The 2,603-nt window shown below is 75.2% G+C and carries 3 protein-coding genes; all 3 read left to right on the forward strand.

Translation table 11 applies throughout. The annotated features are described in order from the left end of the window. Nucleotides 1-546 precede the first annotated feature (546 nt). On the forward strand, nucleotides 547-1,908 hold the full coding sequence (locus ABD54_RS26210) for an ATP-binding protein (RefSeq protein WP_200904197.1): 1,362 nt from the start codon (nucleotides 547-549) through the stop codon (nucleotides 1,906-1,908). Beyond that, complete coding sequence (locus ABD54_RS26215) at nucleotides 1,908-2,312, forward strand: roadblock/LC7 domain-containing protein (protein ID WP_047872229.1); 405 nt, start codon at nucleotides 1,908-1,910, stop codon at nucleotides 2,310-2,312. Before ABD54_RS26210 ends, ABD54_RS26215 begins: the two co-directional genes overlap by 1 nt. Further along, the coding region (locus ABD54_RS26220; RefSeq protein WP_047872230.1) for a DUF742 domain-containing protein at nucleotides 2,309-2,603 on the forward strand (295 nt) is incomplete at its 3' end. The genes ABD54_RS26215 and ABD54_RS26220, both read left to right, overlap by 4 nt.

Here is a 2,603-nt window from a genome sequence, read left to right on the forward strand (position 1 = left end):
CCCGCCGCCGCACGGTCACCCCCCTTCCCGTCCGCGCGGTCCCGCCGGCCGACGTCCGTCCCCGGCCGGGGCCCGTGGCCGACTCGGGCCAGTTCCGCGCAGCCGCCCGTGGCCGCTCCCGGCCATCGGCGGCCGCGGGGCCGCCTCGCACCGGCCCCGCCCGTCACACTGTGTCCACCCTCACCGCGCTTCCCCCCGCGCCCGCCGCCGTACGGTTCCCGCAGTTCACGACTGGAAAGGGCGCGCGCCCGACAATGGCTTCCGGAAAAGGTCGGACGTTCTCGACTCGCTGATTATCACTCTCCGGAATCCGCGCTGTGGTAGGGAATCCGGCTCTCCGTCCCCCGTGTGCGATAAGGGTTCCATTGTGCCGGCATGGCCGCCCGAGGTGTCTGGTGGTATGTTGACTCGCCGTGCACCGAAAAGCGTAGGTCGGGGAAATTAATCCCCTTCCTTTGGATGTGCAGATCGTGCCGGAAATGTCCCCTTCGGTGCGTCCTCAAGTGCCGGAACCTGGAGCGACGGCGCGGCCGGACGTGGAGCCCCATGACTGCTGAGACCCCCCTCCCCCGAGGAGCCGTGCCCGCGTCGCCGTCCGCGCCGCGCTGGCTCCTCCTCCCGCTCGCGGCGCTGCCCTTCTGGGCCGTGCCCCTGTGGGCCGCACCCGAGGCCCGGACCCCGCCCGTCCTGGCCGCCTCCGCGGTCCCCCTCCTGCTCCTGCTGGTCCTCGCGGTGCTGCTCGACCGGCGCGCCCGGCGGATCAGCGACCTGGGCGCCCGGCTCGACGCGCTGCGCGCCGACACCGCCTCCCTGGCCGACGAGCACCTGCCCCTCCTGGCCCGGCGCCTGCGCGCGGGCGACTCCGCCGACACCGCCCTGCGCGCACTGCCCCTGCCCGCCGACCACGGGGGCCACGCCGTCCTCAGGGCCGCCGCCACCGAGATCGCCGCCGCCGAACGCCGCCGCTCGGCCGCCATGGCCGCCTGCGCCACCGCCGCCGGACGCGTCCAGGCACTGAGCACCACCATGCTCGCCGACCTGCGGCGGATGCAGGAGCGCCACGGCGACGGGGACACCGGCGCCGAGGTCCTCGGCGACCTCATGCACCTGGACCACAGCACCGCCCAGGTCGGACGCGTCGCCGACAGCATCGCCGTCCTCACCGGGGCCCGCTCCGGCCGCCGCTGGGGCCGGGCCATCGGCATGGAGAGCGTCGTCCGCGGCGCCATGGCCCGCATCGGCGCCTACCAGCGCGTGCGCGTGCACAACGCCTCCGCGCAGGCGGTCGCCGGGTTCGCCGCCGAGGGCGTCATCCACGCCCTGGCCGAGATCCTGGACAACGCCGCCAGGTTCTCCCCGCCCACCGCCGAGGTCCACGTCCACGTCGAGGAGGTCCAGGCCGGAATCGCGGTCATGGTCGAGGACGGCGGCCTGGTCATGGGGGAGGAGGCGCTGCGCCGCGCCCGCCGCACCGTCGAGAACGGCCTGGACCTGGCCGCCATCTCCGGAACCCGCCTGGGCCTGTCGGTCGTCGGTCAGATCGCCCACCGCTACGGCCTGTCGGTGTCCTTCCGCTCCTCCTCGCGAGGCGGCACGGCGGTCGTCCTCCTGCTGCCCCGCAAGCTCGTCAAACCCCTCCCCGAGCCCGTGGTGCCCGACTCCCCGGCGTCCCCGCCCGGGGCCGCGCGGGAACCCGGCACCGCCCCCACACCCGCCGCGATCCGCCCGGCCGCGGCGGAGACCGCAGCGGAGGACGTCGACGGACTGCCCCGGCGCCGCCGCGGCCGGACCCTCGCGGCGGCCGAGAACACCAGGCCCGCGCCCCGCAGGAGCAACCCCGCCGCCGTGGCGAGGGGCTTCGGCGAGTTCCGCTCCGCGGTGCGCGGCCCGAACGACAAGGACGCATGATGGACCTCGACACGCTGACCTGGCTCCTCGAAGGCCTCCTGGAACGCACGCCCGGCACCCGCCACGCACTCGTGCTCTCCCGCGACGGGCTCAAGCTCTGCCACAGCTCCGGCCTGCGCGCCGACAGCGCCGACCACCTCGCCGCGATCGCCGCCGGGGTGCAGAGCCTGGCGCACAGCGCCTCGGTGGAGTTCGGTGACGGAGCGGGCGGCGTCCGCCAGGCCATGGCCGAGTTCTACGGCGGCCTGCTGTTCATCGTCGAGGCCGGACACGGCGCCCACCTGGCCGTCATCGCCTCGGAGGAGGCCGAACCCGGTCTGGTCGGCCACAACATGAACGAGCTGGTCGAGCAGATGGGCGAACACCTGACCACCCCGCCCCGCGCCGGAGCCGGACCGGTATGACGCGCCCGCACCAGCAGGAGGGTCCGGACCGCCTCTACGTCATCACCTCGGGCCGCAGCGGCGGGGCCGACGACTCCCTGGACGCGGTGACCCTCATCGTGGCCGAGAGCGCGCCCGCCCCCGGCATGCAGTCCGAGCACGCCCGGATCCTGCGGCTGTGCCGCGGCCCGACGGCGGTGGTGGAGATCTCCGCCCACCTGCGGCTGCCCGTGGCGATCGTGCGCATCCTGGTCACCGACCTGCTCGACACCGGCCTGGCGACCGCGCGCCACCCCCGCCCCGCGCCCTCAC

The organism is Nocardiopsis sp. RV163 (assembly GCF_001029525.1).
In the GTDB taxonomy this organism is placed as follows: domain Bacteria; phylum Actinomycetota; class Actinomycetes; order Streptosporangiales; family Streptosporangiaceae; genus Nocardiopsis; species Nocardiopsis dassonvillei.

Coding starts and splice junctions, on each gene's coding strand:
- ABD54_RS26215 (WP_047872229.1), top strand. CDS start 1,908: ATGGACCTCGACACGCTGACCTGGCTCCTCGAAGGCCTCCTGGAACGC.
- ABD54_RS26210 (WP_200904197.1), top strand. CDS start 547: ATGACTGCTGAGACCCCCCTCCCCCGAGGAGCCGTGCCCGCGTCGCCG.